The organism is Staphylococcus sp. GDY8P45P, assembly GCF_017892745.1.
GTDB lineage: Bacteria > Bacillota > Bacilli > Staphylococcales > Staphylococcaceae > Staphylococcus > Staphylococcus cohnii.
Genome location: NZ_JAESLS010000009.1, coordinates 12,136 through 27,207, shown reverse-complemented (window position 1 = coordinate 27,207; position 15,072 = coordinate 12,136). Strand labels below are relative to the sequence as shown.

Here is a 15,072-nt window from a genome sequence, read left to right as displayed (position 1 = left end):
GTGCAAATTGATTGATTGCTCTTTATCAATATTAGATAAACCCATAATGAGGCAAGTACGACGACTTCACCTCAATATGGTATATCTCTTTATAAACTTAAATGCGATCTGTATTAGTCAGTAATTTCTTTTTGTGATTGTGGCGCTTCTTTTTGTTGAAGGTCCACTTTACGTTCTACTGCATCTTCATCTTCGTTATCTTGCATGTCAATTTCATTGTCATGCTCATCCATAATCTTAACATCTAATCCTAAACTTTGAAGTTCTTTCATCAATACTCTGAATGATTCAGGAACGCCAGGTTTAGTGATATTTTCACCTTTGACAATAGATTCGTATGTTTTAACACGACCTACTGTGTCATCAGATTTATAAGTTAAGATCTCTTGAAGTGTGTAGGCAGCACCATAAGCTTCAAGTGCCCATACCTCCATCTCACCGAAACGTTGTCCACCAAATTGTGCTTTACCACCTAGTGGTTGTTGCGTAACAAGTGAGTATGGTCCAGTTGAACGCGCATGTAATTTATCGTCAACCATGTGTGCAAGTTTCAGCATATACATAACGCCGACTGAGATTCTGTTATCGAATGGTTCACCCGTACGTCCATCATATAATACTGTCTTACCATCACGTGCCATACCTGCTTCTTCAATCGTTGACCATACATCTTCATCACTCGCACCATCAAATACTGGTGATGCAACATGAATACCTAAGTTTTTAGCAGCCATACCTAAATGTAACTCTAATACTTGTCCGATATTCATACGTGATGGAACACCTAATGGGTTCAACATGATGTCAATTGGTGTACCGTCTGGTAAATAAGGCATATCTTCTTCAGGAACTAACTTAGAAATAACACCTTTGTTACCGTGACGACCACACATTTTGTCACCAACATGTATTTTACGTTTTTGAACGATATAAACACGTACTAATTGGTTTACACCTGGAGATAATGTGTCATCTCCTTCTTCACGGTTGAAGACTTTAACGTCTAGAACAATACCGCCTGCACCATGAGGAACACGTAATGATGTATCACGTACTTCACGTGCTTTTTCACCGAATATTGCATGTAATAAGCGTTCTTCTGCTGTTAATTCTGTTACACCTTTAGGCGTTACTTTACCTACTAAAATGTCTCCATCATTAACTTCAGCACCTACGTATACAATACCACGGTCATCTAAGTTTTTAAGCGCACTATCTGAAACGTTAGGAATATCACGTGTAATTTCTTCAGGTCCTAGTTTTGTATCACGTGCTTCTGATTCATATTCCTCAATATGAATAGAAGTATATACGTCATCTTTCACTAGGCGTTCACTCATAATTACAGCATCTTCATAGTTGTAACCGTCCCATGTCATGAAACCGACAACTACGTTTCTACCTAACGCCATTTCACCAAGTTCCATTGAAGGACCATCGGCTAAAATTTCACCTTTCGTTACGACATCACCTGTAGCAACGATTGGTCTTTGGTTATAACAAGTACCTGTGTTTGAACGTTTGAATTTAGCTAATGGATAGCGATCGATTTCGCCTTCGTATTCTTGTCCATCTTCTTCGATAAGTTGACGTACAAGGATTTCATTAGATTCAACGTGTTCAACACGGCCTTTGTGTTTAGCAACAATTGCTGCACCAGAGTCACGAGCTGCTACGTGTTCCATACCAGTACCTACGAAAGGTGATTCTGGATTCATCAATGGAACTGCTTGACGTTGCATGTTCGCACCCATTAATGCACGGTTAGAGTCATCGTTTTCTAAGAATGGAATACATGCTGTTGCTGCAGAAACAACCTGTTTAGGAGATACATCCATGTAGTCCATTTTTTCTTTTGCCATAACTGTGTTATTACCACGGAAACGACAAACAACTTCATCATCTAAGAAGCGACCATTTTCATCTAACTTAGAATTTGCTTGTGCTACAACATAGCTATCTTCTTCATCAGCTGTTAAATAATCAATTTGTTCTGTGATACTATTTGTTTCAAGATCTACTTTACGATATGGCGTTTCAATGAAACCAAATTCATTTACACGTGCATAACTTGATAATGAGTTAATCAAACCAATGTTTGGTCCCTCTGGTGTTTCGATTGGACACATACGACCATAGTGAGAGTAGTGAACGTCACGCACTTCCATTTGAGCACGTTCACGTGTTAAACCACCAGGTCCTAATGCTGATAGACGACGTTTATGTGTCAATTCTGCTAATGGATTGGCTTGGTCCATGAATTGTGACAATTGAGAACTACCAAAGAATTCTTTAATTGACGCAATGACTGGACGAATATTGATTAATTGTTGTGGTGTAATAGAATCTGTATCTTGGATAGACATTCTTTCACGTACCACACGTTCCATTCTTGATAAACCAATACGGAATTGGTTTTGTAGTAACTCCCCTACTGAACGTAGACGACGATTACCTAAATGGTCAATATCATCTGTGAATCCAATACCACTTAGTAAATTAAAGAAATATGACATTGATGCGATGATATCAGCTGGTGTAATACATTTCACTTCTGAATCAGGGAACGCATTACCAATAACTGTCGTTGTGCGTCCTTCTTCATCATTAGGAACATATACTTTAATAGATTGAATTTCTACTGGTTCATCAATCACAGTACCTTCAAGTTCAAAAACTTCACTGTTAGCATTAGATTCTAATACATCCATGATTTCATCTAAATTACGACGATCTAAGACAGTACCTTCTTCAGCTACAATTTCACCTGTTTCAGCATTAACAATTGGTTCTGCTAATTTTTGATTGAATAAACGGTGTTTTAAATGAAGTTTTTTATTCGCTTTATAACGACCCACACTCGCTAAGTCATAACGTTTCGGATCAAAGAAACGAGAGTATAATAAGCTTTTCGCATTTTCTACTGTAGGAGGTTCACCTGGGCGTAAACGCTCATAAATTTCTAATAATGCTTGATCAGTATTTTCTGTACCATCTTTTTCTAACGTATTACGTAAGTACTCATTATCTCCTAAAAGATCAATAATTTCTTGATCTGTTGAGAAGCCTAAAGCTCTTAATAATACTGTTAGTGGTAATTTTCTTGTTCTATCAATACGTACATAAACTACATCTTTAGCATCAGTTTCATACTCTAACCATGCACCACGGTTAGGAATAATTGTTGCATCATAGTTTGTGCGACCATTTTTATCTAATTTTTCATTAAAGTAAACGGATGGTGAACGAACTAATTGTGATACGATAACACGTTCAGCACCATTAATCACAAATGTACCTGTATCTGTCATTAATGGGAAATCACCCATAAACACTTCTTGCTCTTTCACTTCGCCTGTTTCTTTAATGATTAGACGTACTTTTACACGTAGAGGTGCAGAATACGTCGTATCACGGTTTTTCGATTCTTCTAAATCATATTTTGATTCTCCAAGTCTGTAATCAACAAACTCTAAAGACAGATTACCTGTGAAATCTTCAATCGGTGAAATGTCTCTAAACATTTCATATAAACCTTCTTCTAAGAACCACTCGTAAGACTTAGTTTGAATCTCAATTAAATTCGGTAATTCTAATACCTCTGAAATTCTCGCATAGTTTCTACGTTTACGATGTCTTCCATATTGGACAAATTGACCTGCCAAACAGATTCACCCCTCAAAAATTGCGTGTTTACTTTTACTAAATCAGCAAATATAATTAGACAAAAAGAAAACGGTAGCATAACTCATGACACCATTTTCTATTTCACCTTATATACTTTGTTAATTTATACGTAAAAGTACACACTTATTGAACATAATTTTTTACATTCTATTACTATATCAGAACAGTGGTTTTTAATCAACCTTTAACACTTCTTAATATATAATAGCCTTTGCGCTTTTCTAATACTTCTACGTTGCCAAATGTTTCTTCCATTTTTTTCTTCGCGGATGGCATACCTTGTTTTTTTTGAATCACAACATAAAGGGCGCCATTCACTTTTAATTTGTGATACGCATCAGCTAAGATGCTGTGAACTACCTTTTTCCCTGCTCTAATCGGTGGATTAGTTAGCACAAAATCAAAAGCATCATTCTCTACTTGTGATAACCCGTCACTTTCCTTGATGTCGACGTTCTCTAGATGGTTTTTCTTTTGATTTTTAATCGATAAAGAAAGTGCACGCTGATTTACATCAACCATTGTAATTTCATGGTGTGGAGACACTTTTGCAATCATCAAACCAATCGGACCATAACCACAACCAACATCTATAATTTTTTTAGTAGGACCCGGGGGATTTTCGTTTAAAAATGTATTGATTAATAAATCTGAACCAAAGTCTATTTTCCCTTTAGAAAACACACCTGAATCAGTAACTAATTTTAAATCATAGCTTTTGTAGGAATACGTAAAGGGAAGTTCATCGCTTTCTACTTCAGGATTTTCATCATAGTAATGACTCATGACTACACCTCTTTTAATCTAATTCGTCTTAGATTAATACTATACCCTCAACGAAATTTTGTAGTAACAAATAATTCGTTCAGGATAGGTCAAATAAGATAAAACCCCGTTATATCGATAACGGGGTTTTCATTTCTCAAAGATTTCAGGCAATCCATATTACATTTAAGATTAGCGTATCGAAATAGCTAATGTGTTAAGCTGCTTGGACAACCTTCAATATATAATTATGAACTGTTAGCCAGCTAGAATTATTTTAATTCTACTGTAGCGCCAACTTCTTCTAATGCTTCTTTAAGTTTTTCAGCTTCTTCAGTTGGTAAAGCTTCTTTGATTACTTTAGGAGCTCCGTCAACTAATTCTTTAGCATCTTTTAATCCTAAGCCAGTAGCTTCTTTAACAGCTTTAACGACTTTGATTTTAGATGATCCAGCTGATGTTAATTCAACATCAAATTCTGTTTTTTCTTCAGCAGCGTCTCCGCCACCTGCTGCACCTGCTGCTGCTACTGGAGCTGCTGCAGTTACACCAAATTCTTCTTCAATTGCTTTTACTAAGTCGTTTAATTCTAAAACTGACATTTCTTTAATTGCTTCAATGATTTGTTCTTGATTAGCCATTTTAATATTCCTCCATTAATTTTTATTAGTTTATTATGCGCAATTATTCAGCGCTTTCTTCGTTTTGTTCTTTATCTTCTCCAACAGCTTTAACTGCATAAGCGAAATTGCGTACTGGAGCTTGTAATACTGATAAAAGCATAGAAACAAGACCGTCGTGTGATGGTAATGTACCAACTGTGTTAACTTCTTCAGCAGAGATAACACTGCCTTCCATAACACCTACTTTAATTTCTAAAGCTTTATGTTCTTTAGCAAATCCTGCTAATACTTTTGCTGGAGCAACAACATCTTCTGTTGAAGTAGCAACTGCAGTAGGACCTACTAAATGTTCATTTAAACCTTCTAAACCAACTTGATCAGCAGCACGACGAACCATTGTATTTTTTAATACTTTGAATTCAACGCCAGCTTCACGTAATTGTGAACGTAATTCAGTTACTTCTGAAACAGTTAGACCACGATAGTCAACGATTACAGTAGATACTGAATTTTTCAATGATTCAGCAATTACATCAACTTGTTGTTTTTTAGCTTCGATGATAGCAGACATTTAGACACCTCCATAGTTTTTTATTTGGTGCTTTTAATCTTGATTACAACTGCTAATTACATGAATTAACAACTTTATCTCAATAAAAAAAGCACTTTCTACCCGCGGCAAAAAGTGCTTGAAAGATCTAAAAATCTTCACGTTCAAGTCAATTTTAGCCTCGGTAGGATTATTTTTAAGTTATCACTAACTCCTACTGTCTTAGGTAAAATAATACATTAACCAATATAACTGGTTAAATGCAGTATGTCAATATATTTTTAAAGATAAGACTGAATCAATCCATCCAGTCTTATCATCATTTATATTTAAGATTAAAGTTTGAAGCTAGAAGTATCGACTTTTACTCCAGGGCCCATTGTTGTTGTAACAGCAACAGATTTGAAGTAAGTACCTTTAGCTGAAGATGGTTTCGCTTTAGTTAACACATCTTGTAAAGCTTTGAAGTTTTCAACAAGTTTGTCAGTATCGAATGATACTTTACCAATTGAAGCATGTACAATACCAGCTTTTTCAGCACGATATTCTACTTTACCTGCTTTGATTTCTTCAACTGCTTTTGTAACATCCATTGTTACAGTACCAGTTTTAGGGTTTGGCATTAAACCTTTAGGTCCTAATACACGACCAAGTTTACCAACTTCGCCCATCATGTCAGGTGTAGCTACTACTACGTCAAAGTCAAACCAACCTTGTTGGATTTGTTGAACATATTCACTTTCACCAACGAAATCAGCACCTGCTGCTTCTGCTTCAGCTGCTTTGTCTCCTTTTGCGAATACCAATACACGTTGTGATTTACCTGTACCATTTGGAAGTACAACTGCACCACGGATTTGTTGATCATTTTTACGTGTATCAATTCCTAAACGGAATGCTACTTCAACTGATGCGTCAAAGTTAGCGATACTTGTTTCTTTAGCTAATTCAACTGCTTCTTCAACACTATAGTGTTTTTGGCGATCAATTTTATTAGCTACTTCTTGAAATCTTTTACTTTTCTTAGCCATTTCATGTCCTCCTTTAGTGGTTTTAGCGGAATTTCCTCCCACATTTACTCGCTTTTGCAAGTTAAGAGCAGATAACAGAGAGGTTTTAATCGTATTGCATCTCAGGAAACACTTCCTAAATAAATGACAATTTCCCTCTTATTACGACAATATTGAACGCTTTGATCCTGTTTGTCATTTCTGTCATCTGCTTTATCGTCAATCTATGTTTTCAGTTAATTTTAATATTATTGAACAGTGATACCCATACTACGTGCAGTACCTTCGATAATACGCATAGCTGCTTCTTCGTCTGCAGCGTTTAAATCTTGCATTTTTTGGTTTGCAATTTCACGTACTTGATCTTTAGTTACTGTAGCAACTTTGTTTTTATTAGGTTCGCCAGAACCTTTTTCAACGCCAGCTGCTTTTTTAAGTAATACTGGAGCCGGTGGAGTTTTTGTAATGAATGTAAATGAACGATCTTCATAAACACTGATTTCTACCGGAATAATTAAACCTGCATCTTCTTGTGTACGTGCGTTGAATTCCTTACAGAATCCCATAATATTCACACCTGCTTGACCTAATGCTGGACCAACTGGTGGTGCTGGGTTTGCTTTACCTGCAGGAATTTGTAATTTAACAACTTTTTCTACTTTTTTAGCCACGATGTGCACCTCCTTGATATCGTGATGTGGTCACAGGACTCAGTTTTGTCCTCCCACTCTTCTACATTTCGTGACGAAATGAACGCTCTATGAGCGCGACCACAGTATTATAACATCTATTTAAATCATAAAGCAAGAGTAAAGTGTAACTTTTTTTATAGAACCCCTTATCACTTTAGTGATTAGGGAGTTTAATGCATATAAAGTAACACTTCTTGCTTATGCAAGTGCCTGTGCACTTGCATTCACTCATATAATCCTCAAACTAAATCATTCATTCAGTTTCAATGGTCTATGACACATAGACCATCCATCCTGTATCATATGATTATAATTTTTCAATTTGATCGAATTCTACTTCAACAGGTGTTTCTCTACCAAACATGTCTACAAGAACTGTCAATTTAAATTTATCTGCTTCAATTTCTTGAACTTCACCAACTTGATTAGCAAATGGACCTGATTTGATTTTAACTTGCTCACCTAAATCTAATTCAACATCAATTGTTTTTTCTTTCATGCCCATTTGTTTCAAGATGAAACGTGCTTCTTCAGGTAATAATGGATTCGGTTTTGATCCAGCACCTGCTGAACCAACAAATCCTGTAACACCTGGTGTATTTCTGACAATATACCATGATTCATCAGTCATGATTAATTCAACTAATACATAGCCAGGAAATGTTTTTTTAGTTAATGTTTTAGCTTTGCCATCTTTAACTTGTGTTTCTTCCTCTTCAGGTATAACCACTCTGAATATCAGTTCAGTCATATTCATAGATTCCACACGTTTTTCTAAATTCTTTTTAACTTTGTTCTCATAACCAGAATAAGTATGCACAGCATACCAACGCTTTGCGCCAACTTCCTCAGACATGTCGTCACTCCTATCTATTTAATTAACTCTATAACTCTACCAATACCTAAATCTAAGACATAGAAGAAGGCTAAGAAAAATACTACCGTTGCCACAACGATTACAGTATATTTAAATAATTCTTCTTTCGTTGGCCAACTTGTCTTTTCCATTTCTGACTTTACGCCTTGAAAGAAATTTTCTTTTTTAGCCATTAGCAATACCTCCGTATTAATTCGATTTTCTCATTTGCTTATACATACGACAAATTAAGCAAATACAATACTCACAACTAAATTGGAAGGTTATATTTACTCAATTACTTAATCTAATATACCGACATTATTTTGCTTCTTTATGAACTGTATGTGCGTTACATCTTGGACAATACTTCTTCAATGTCAATCTTGATGTAAGGTTACTTTGCTTAGGAACATTATAATTTCTATTTCCACACGTTTCACAGCTTAATGGCACTTTTTTCATTTTACTTCACCTTACTCATTATAATACCAATCTACTATACATAACATCTCTGTCAATTGTCAATCTTCCACCATTGCTTTCTATTAACCCAAAAATCAATTAATACCTATCAATCACTGATTTTAATTCGGACGCTTTGGGTTAAATGCACGCTTCAATTTCAGTTTACATCTATGCATCGTATTGTAAACTATTTTAACATTTAGATTTAAAATGCAGGCAATTTCAGATGGTTTATAGTCCTTTAAAATATAATTTATAATGCCTTGTTCTAGCTCTGTTAATTTTTCAATTCTTTGATGCAGCATCGTCAGTGTTTCTTTTCTTAAAATAATTTTATCCGTTTGTCGCGCTTGCCTTAACATTTGGACACTAATTAACATTTCGTTTTCTAACAATCTTTGCCGTCTTAAATCCGCTAATTTTTTTCTTATATAATCATTTTTAGCATTTTTGATAGTGCGATTTACATAATGTACCAATGGGATTTCTTTAGAAAAATCAAATTGTCTTAACGCTTTGAATAATTTAAAAAGTATTTCTTGTTGTAGATCTTCTTTGTCATCTGGATGTATTGAAAAATGATTCAAACATTTCAATATATGTGGTTGTAATTTCTCTAGTAAATCGATTAAGAAATGAATATCTTGCCATTTGCTTTTTGAGACTGATGTTGGTTCTTGATGGTTTGTTCTTTGTAGCATACTTTAAATCCTTTCATTAGGTTAAAGTTAGCATACAAAGTACTCTGTAAAAAAAGCAAGGGGACAATCTTCTTATTTATGATTGTTACCCCTTCTGATTTTTTCAAATTCTTCCAAAATTTCATTGGACAGCTCTATACGCGTCCGTGGCTTCTGCTCATTGAACCCTTCAAGCTTTTTTGAAACCGAAACTTCATTTTCTCTCAAGTCTCTCCACATCTCTCTTGAAGAGATACGATAAGCACCCGCACCAAATATGGCATGTTGTTCACTCATATCACTTGTTACCACTGTGATGTGTCTTGTATGTTTGTCATATAAATCATACACATATTTTTCTATAAAACTGTCTGCTGTTTCTTTTTCTTTAGTAAAGACAATCTTCACACCATGATACATATATTCTGACGACATGCCCGATTGTTCGTAAGCGTCAAACACACAAACAACCTCATCAGCTATGACTGCATTATAATTTGCAATCGCAGTTAGTAGCTGATCACGTGCTTCTTCCAAATTTTCTTGGGCTATTTGACTTAAATCTTGTGATTGGCCAATCATATTATAACCGTCAATAATCAAGAAACGATCCTTCATGGTTTTTCTCCAATCTGATTACGTTTACGGTAGACTTCATACATCATTAAACTTGCCGCAACAGAGGCATTCAAACTATTTACATGCCCTACCATCGGAATATTTATATAAAAGTCGCATTTATCTTTTGTAAGTCGGCTCATACCTTGGCCTTCACTTCCGATAACGATTGCTAATGGCATACCGGCATCCATTTCACGATAATCTGTTGAATTTTCCGCTTCAGCACCAACTACCCAATAACCATGATCTTTTAATGTTTCAATAGTATTCGCTAAGTTTGTAACACGCATGACAGGTACATGTTCAATCGCACCTGTAGATGCTTTTGCAACTGTCTGTGTGAGTGCAACCGATCGCCTTTTAGGAATAATGATGCCATCCACACCTGAAGCGTCCGCAGTTCTTAAAATCGATCCTAAATTGTGGGGATCTTCTAAGCCATCCAAAATTAGAACAGTAGACAGTTTTTCGTTATCTTTTTGTTGTGCTAAAAACGCATCAAAATCTGCATATTCATATGGTGCAATGTACGCAGCGACACCTTGGTGAGGTGCATCAGACAAACCGTCTAATTTCGATTTTGGCACTGCTTGTACAATGATTTTGTTACTATTTGCCTTTTTTAAAATATCATTGATTTGTCCTTTTTTTACTGTATCCTGAATTAAAACCTTATTTATTGTATGCCCAGAAACAATCGCTTCTTTTACGGCATGACGACCTACGATTACAATCTCTTCCAAAGTCTCACTACCTTTCATCTACATTTTTTACAATGCATTCAAGCAACGAGGTGAGTCGTTCTTGATTTTTTTCTAGATATAAAAACCCTAGGATTGCTTCTAAACCTGAACTTTTTCGATAGGTTTGAATATCTGTGTTTTTGGCTTTAGTATAACTCTTAGCATTTCTGCCTCGACGCACGATATCTAATTCTTCATCTGTAAACCAGTTATTTTCAAATAAGTACTCAAGTGATTGTGCCTGACTTTTTGCAGAAACATAACGCTTAGCCTCTTGATGTAGACGATTGGGTTTCGCTTTTAACTTCAATATAATGTATTCTCTTACAAATTGATCTAAAACGGCGTCACCCATATATGCTAAAGTTAATGGATTTAACAACTTATTATTCATGTTACCCACGTTTGAATCTCACACCTTGTGGCGTATCTTCTAAAATAATATTTTGTTCTTTTAACTGGTCACGAATTTCGTCTGCACGTGCAAAATCTTTATTTTTTCGTGCATGATTTCGTTCTTCAATGAGCGCTTCGACATCTTCGTCTAATAATTCATCACTGTTTGATGCTTTTAAAGGAACACCTAAAACATCACTGAATATTTGATAAACTTCTTTAAAACGTGCAATCACTTTGGTAGATGTCGTATTTTCCAAGACATATTTATTCGCTAGTTTTGATAAATCATACCAAGCTGTGATGGCATTAGCAGTATTGAAATCATCATTCATAACTGTTTCAAACTGATCTAATATTTGATTGATTTCATCAATATATTGGTCTTGCGCTTCAATATTAGTTGCAATTGCTTCTCGCTCTTCAAGGGATTGATAACTATTACGAATACGTTCTAATCCACTTTTAGCTGCCCCAACAAGCTCCATGTTATAGTTAATCGGGCTTCTATAATGTACACTAATCATGAAAAAGCGTAAGACATCTGGATCGATTTCTTTAATAATGTCATGCACTAAGACAAAATTGCCCAATGACTTACTCATTTTTTCATTATCAATGTTGATGAAACCATTATGCATCCAATAATTTGCGAATGGCGCATGGTTATGTGCTTCTGATTGAGCGATTTCATTTTCATGGTGTGGAAATTGTAAGTCTGTACCACCCGCATGAATATCAATTGTTGCACCTAGCTCGTGATAAGCCATCACTGAACACTCAATATGCCAGCCTGGTCTACCTTTGCCAAATGGACTATCCCAACTGATTTCATCTGGTTTCGCCTGTTTCCATAATGTAAAATCGAGTGCATCTTCTTTTTGTTCCCCTTGCTCAATACGTGCGCCTACTTTTAAATCATTCAACGATTGATGGCTTAATTTACCATAATCTTCAAATTTACGTGTTCTGAAATAAACATCGCCACCACTTTCATAAGCGTATCCTTCTTCTATAAGTTCTTCTATAAACTTAATAATATCGTCCATATGATTCATGACTCTTGGGTTTGAAGTCGCTTTTTTGACATTTAATGCGCCCACATCTTCATAAAATGCATCGATATAGCGGTTAGCTATTGTATTTACTGGTTCATTTAATTCTTTGGAGCGTTTTATTAATTTATCATCTACGTCCGTAAAGTTTGAAACATAAATCACTTCATAGCCTTGGTACTCAAGATATCTTCTAACAACATCATAGTTAATTGCAGGTCTTGCGTTCCCAATATGAATGTAATTATATACAGTTGGCCCACAAACATACATCTTAACCTTACCTGGTTCTATTGACTTAAACGTTTCTTTTTGACGTGTAAGTGTATTATATAATGTAATCATCTTGAATCTCTCCATTTCTTGTTTTCTCAAGTTGTTTCTCTAATTGTTTTAATTGCTCATAAATAGGGTCAGGTAAATTACGATGGTCAAATGTTTTACCGATTCTTCTTCCGTCTTGTTTTACAATATGTCCTGGTATGCCGACTACTGTAGAATAGCTAGGCACCGAGTTCAACACTACGGAATTCGCGCCAATATTAACATTTGAATTAATTTTAATATTACCAAGTACTTTTGCTCCAGCTGCAATTAGTACATTGTCTCCAATATCAGGATGACGCTTTCCTTTTTCTTTACCTGTTCCACCTAAAGTAACACCTTGATAAATAGTAACATTATCACCAATCCTACATGTTTCACCTATCACTACGCCCATACCGTGATCAATAAATAAACGCTTGCCAATTTGAGCGCCTGGATGTATTTCTATCCCTGTAAAGAAGCGTGTAATTTGAGAAATCAATCTTGCTAATACATATTTTTTCTTTTTATATAAAGCATGTGCAATTAAATGACTCCACACTGCATGTACTCCGGCATAAGATGTAACCACTTCTAATGTCGTACGTGCTGCTGGGTCTTGCTCAAACACCATATTTACATCATCTTTGATTCTTTTCAAAATTTCAAACAAGGTTGCGACCTCCTTATTAAAAAAGCACCTCCAACATCATATTGTTAGAGGTGCTTTGCACGGTTCCACTCTTTTTTAATAAGCTGATTCCTCAATCACGTAGTAATACAACTTATATTGACTCATTTACATTATTTAATTCTTCAAACTAAAGGTGCATTCAACAATGTTTGTGTTGTGCTCACAGCGACCGCACACTCTCTTGACACATACCATTGCATACTAATCCTTTAGCCAATTCACATATTATAATAGTTGGTAAATTGTAATTTTTCAAGTGTTATACCTTTAAGCCTTTTTATTCACACTTTGCATTAAACGTATTTTTTTAAGCGGTTCAACACTTTGTCTTTACCTAAAACTTCAATTGTATTTGGTAGCTCTGGTCCATGCATTTGTCCAGTTACAGCTACACGTATCGGCATAAACAATTGTTTACCTTTGATGCCTGTTTCTTTTTGAACTTCTTTAATTGTTTTTTTAATTTCAGCAGCTTCAAAAGGTTCTAAAGCTTCTAATTTGCCATATAAATGGTTCATAAGTTCAGGAACTTGTTCACCATCAATAACTTCTTGCTCATCTTCACCTAATGTTTGTTCATCTCTGAAGAAAATTTCAGATAACGGAACAATTTCGCCAGCATAACTCATTTCTTTCTGATAAAGTGCAATAAGTTTACGACCCCATGCTTTATCTTCTTCAGAAGGGTTTTCAGGTAATAATTCCGCTTTAACTAAATGTGGGAAAGCAAGTTCAAATACTGTTTCAGTATCTTTTTGCTTCATATATTGGTTGTTAATCCAAGCTAATTTTTGTTTATCAAAAAATGCAGGTGATTTAGATAAACGTTTTTCGTCGAAGATTTTGATGAACTCTTCTTTAGAATAGATTTCATCTTCACCTTCAGGAGACCAACCTAACAATGTAATAAAGTTAAATAATGCTTCAGGTAAGTAACCTAAATCTCTATACTGTTCAATAAATTGAAGTATTTGGCCATCACGTTTACTTAATTTTTTGCGTTCTTCATTTACAATCAATGACATATGCGCAAATCTTGGTGGTTCCCAACCAAATGTGTCATAAATCATTAATTGTTTTGGTGTATTAGAGATATGGTCGTCACCACGTATAACGTCTGAAATTTCCATGTAATGATCATCAACAGCTACGGCAAAGTTATATGTTGGTATACCGTCTTTTTTGACAATTACCCAATCTCCCATATTGTTTGAGTCAAATGAAATTTCACCTTTAACCATATCATCGAATTTATAAGTTGTATCTTTTGGAACACGAAAACGAATAGATGGTTTACGTCCTTCGGCTTCAAATTGTTGGCGCTCTTCTTCAGTTAAATGTGCATGTTTCCCACCATAACGTGGCATTTCACCACGCGCAATTTGTTGTTCACGTTCTGCTTCTAACTCTTCTTCTGTCATATAACATTTATATGCTTTATCTTCATCTAATAATTGTTGGATAAGTGGATTATATATTTCAGCGCGTTCTGACTGACGGTAAGGACCATAACCTTTATCTTTATCTACTGATTCGTCCCAATCAATACCTAACCATTTTAGGTTATCGAATTGTGATGATTCTCCGTCTTCTAAATTACGTTTGCTATCCGTATCTTCTATACGTATTACAAAATCTCCATCATAATGTTTAGCAAATAAATAGTTAAATAATGCAGTTCTTGCATTACCAATATGCAAATAGCCTGTTGGACTTGGTGCATATCTAACTCTTACACGATTACTCATTATGTTCACTCCTGTTTAAAATTTTTACGATTTAATTTTATTTTTTTCATCTTAACTGTGTTTACCCATAAAATACACAACGCTTATGTCAACACGACTCCAATGAAGTTCATATTAAAAAATAATGTTTCAGCATTTAAAGTATATTGCTTGTTCGCTTACTTATAATATCATAGCT

Annotated in this window: 16 protein-coding genes and 1 other annotated feature; all 16 genes read right to left on the bottom strand. The window is 35.1% G+C overall.

Annotated features, from left to right (window positions below):
* Positions 1 to 113 precede the first annotated feature (113 nt).
* Positions 114 to 3,665, bottom strand: a complete 3,552-nt coding sequence (rpoB, locus tag KA873_RS09970) for a DNA-directed RNA polymerase subunit beta (RefSeq protein WP_119517576.1) — start codon at positions 3,663 to 3,665, stop codon at positions 114 to 116.
* Between the two features lie 199 nt (positions 3,666 to 3,864).
* Positions 3,865 to 4,473: a class I SAM-dependent methyltransferase gene (locus KA873_RS09965; protein ID WP_107504651.1), complete on the bottom strand. Its 609-nt coding sequence runs from the start codon at positions 4,471 to 4,473 to the stop codon at positions 3,865 to 3,867.
* 251 nt (positions 4,474 to 4,724) lie between these two features.
* The gene (rplL, locus tag KA873_RS09960; RefSeq protein WP_046207683.1) at positions 4,725 to 5,093 is read right to left on the bottom strand and encodes a 50S ribosomal protein L7/L12; all 369 of its coding nucleotides are present in this window, start codon (positions 5,091 to 5,093) and stop codon (positions 4,725 to 4,727) included.
* A gap of 43 nt (positions 5,094 to 5,136) precedes the next feature.
* A complete protein-coding gene (rplJ, locus tag KA873_RS09955; protein WP_019468571.1) occupies positions 5,137 to 5,646 on the bottom strand; it encodes a 50S ribosomal protein L10 in 510 nt (169 codons plus the stop codon).
* A 76-nt stretch (positions 5,647 to 5,722) separates the two neighbouring features.
* Positions 5,723 to 5,870 (bottom strand) — a sequence feature (ribosomal protein L10 leader region).
* A 90-nt stretch (positions 5,871 to 5,960) separates the two neighbouring features.
* Positions 5,961 to 6,656 carry a 50S ribosomal protein L1 gene (rplA, locus tag KA873_RS09950; RefSeq protein ID WP_019468572.1) on the bottom strand — a complete coding sequence of 232 codons (696 nt, stop codon included), beginning with the start codon at positions 6,654 to 6,656 and terminating at the stop codon, positions 5,961 to 5,963.
* A gap of 227 nt (positions 6,657 to 6,883) precedes the next feature.
* A complete protein-coding gene (rplK, locus tag KA873_RS09945) occupies positions 6,884 to 7,306 on the bottom strand; it encodes a 50S ribosomal protein L11 (protein ID WP_019468573.1) in 423 nt (140 codons plus the stop codon).
* A gap of 328 nt (positions 7,307 to 7,634) precedes the next feature.
* Entirely contained in the window at positions 7,635 to 8,183 is a 549-nt protein-coding gene (gene nusG, locus KA873_RS09940; RefSeq protein WP_107384250.1) for a transcription termination/antitermination protein NusG, read from the bottom strand.
* 14 nt (positions 8,184 to 8,197) lie between these two features.
* Positions 8,198 to 8,377, bottom strand: a complete 180-nt coding sequence (gene secE, locus KA873_RS09935) for a preprotein translocase subunit SecE (RefSeq protein ID WP_019468575.1) — start codon at positions 8,375 to 8,377, stop codon at positions 8,198 to 8,200.
* Between the two features lie 127 nt (positions 8,378 to 8,504).
* On the bottom strand, positions 8,505 to 8,648 hold the full coding sequence (rpmG, locus tag KA873_RS09930; RefSeq protein ID WP_071560108.1) for a 50S ribosomal protein L33: 144 nt from the start codon (positions 8,646 to 8,648) through the stop codon (positions 8,505 to 8,507).
* A 122-nt stretch (positions 8,649 to 8,770) separates the two neighbouring features.
* A complete protein-coding gene (locus KA873_RS09925; protein WP_210140280.1) occupies positions 8,771 to 9,352 on the bottom strand; it encodes a sigma-70 family RNA polymerase sigma factor in 582 nt (193 codons plus the stop codon).
* A 72-nt stretch (positions 9,353 to 9,424) separates the two neighbouring features.
* Positions 9,425 to 9,949: an NYN domain-containing protein gene (locus KA873_RS09920; RefSeq protein ID WP_019468577.1), complete on the bottom strand. Its 525-nt coding sequence runs from the start codon at positions 9,947 to 9,949 to the stop codon at positions 9,425 to 9,427.
* The gene (rlmB, locus tag KA873_RS09915) at positions 9,946 to 10,695 is read right to left on the bottom strand and encodes a 23S rRNA (guanosine(2251)-2'-O)-methyltransferase RlmB (protein ID WP_107384253.1); all 750 of its coding nucleotides are present in this window, start codon (positions 10,693 to 10,695) and stop codon (positions 9,946 to 9,948) included. Before rlmB ends, KA873_RS09920 begins: the two co-directional genes overlap by 4 nt.
* 7 nt (positions 10,696 to 10,702) lie before the next feature.
* Positions 10,703 to 11,089: a Mini-ribonuclease 3 gene (locus tag KA873_RS09910; protein ID WP_037539882.1), complete on the bottom strand. Its 387-nt coding sequence runs from the start codon at positions 11,087 to 11,089 to the stop codon at positions 10,703 to 10,705.
* A gap of 1 nt (position 11,090) precedes the next feature.
* Positions 11,091 to 12,491 (bottom strand): cysteine--tRNA ligase, encoded by a 1,401-nt coding sequence (gene cysS / locus KA873_RS09905; RefSeq protein ID WP_107385922.1) that lies wholly within the window; start codon positions 12,489 to 12,491, stop codon positions 11,091 to 11,093.
* On the bottom strand, positions 12,475 to 13,116 hold the full coding sequence (gene cysE, locus KA873_RS09900) for a serine O-acetyltransferase (protein WP_037539884.1): 642 nt from the start codon (positions 13,114 to 13,116) through the stop codon (positions 12,475 to 12,477). Before cysE ends, cysS begins: the two co-directional genes overlap by 17 nt.
* Before the next feature lie 323 nt (positions 13,117 to 13,439).
* Positions 13,440 to 14,894 (bottom strand): glutamate--tRNA ligase, encoded by a 1,455-nt coding sequence (gene gltX, locus KA873_RS09895; RefSeq protein ID WP_107384255.1) that lies wholly within the window; start codon positions 14,892 to 14,894, stop codon positions 13,440 to 13,442.
* Positions 14,895 to 15,072: the final 178 nt, after the last annotated feature.